Here is a 778-nt window from a genome sequence, read left to right as displayed (position 1 = left end):
GTTAAGTCGATGCGCTTCAATCTCCGGCAGATCGAAGTTTTCCGCGCGATCATGCTCACCGGCTCGATCAGCCGGGCGGCCACGCTGCTGAACGTGTCGCAGCCGGCGGTGTCGCGCCTGCTGTCCTACACCGAGCAGCGCCTGGGCCTGCTGCTGTTCGAGCGCATCAAGGGGCGGCTCTACCCGACGCCCGAGGCCAAGCGCCTGTTGCAGGAGGTCAATGCGGTCTACCAGGGCGTGCAGCGCGTCAACGAGGTGGCTGAAGACCTGATCGAGCACCGCATGGGCCATCTGCGCGTGGTCTGCAGTCCCAGCCTGGGGCAGGGGCTGATGCCGCAGGCGATTGCCCGCTTCATGCGCAAGCTGCCGCAGNGCGTCAACGAGGTGGCTGAAGACCTGATCGAGCACCGCATGGGCCATCTGCGCGTGGTCTGCAGTCCCAGCCTGGGGCAGGGGCTGATGCCGCAGGCGATTGCCCGCTTCATGCGCAAGCTGCCGCAGGCGCGCGTGAGCCTGTTCACGCTGACGCCCCAGCTGCTGATCCAGGCGCTGCTGACCCAGCAGGCCGATCTGGGCGTGGTCTTTCTGGCGGAACCGCACCCTAATCTGCACTCCACGCTGGTCTACGGCAACAAGCTGGTGGCGGCGCTCCCGGCCAACCACCCGCTGGCGGCGCGCAACACGGTGTCGCTCGCGGACCTGGCCGGCGAGAGTTTCGTCGGCTACAGCGCCGACGTGCCTATCGGCCAGCTGGTGCGCCAGCTGTTCGCCGATGCGG

1 protein-coding gene is annotated in these 778 nt (G+C 67.6%); it reads left to right on the top strand.

The features are described from left to right. Positions 1-9: 9 nt before the first annotated feature. Positions 10-778, top strand: a 769-nt coding sequence (locus QZH66_RS17440; protein WP_305807098.1) for a LysR substrate-binding domain-containing protein, incomplete at its 3' end; no start/stop codon positions are given.

It is taken from the genome of Stenotrophomonas sp. YIM B06876 (assembly GCF_030711595.1).
GTDB lineage: Bacteria > Pseudomonadota > Gammaproteobacteria > Xanthomonadales > Xanthomonadaceae > Stenotrophomonas.
The sequence above is the reverse complement of the archived record's forward strand: the minus strand, read 5'-3'. Positions and strand labels throughout refer to the sequence as shown.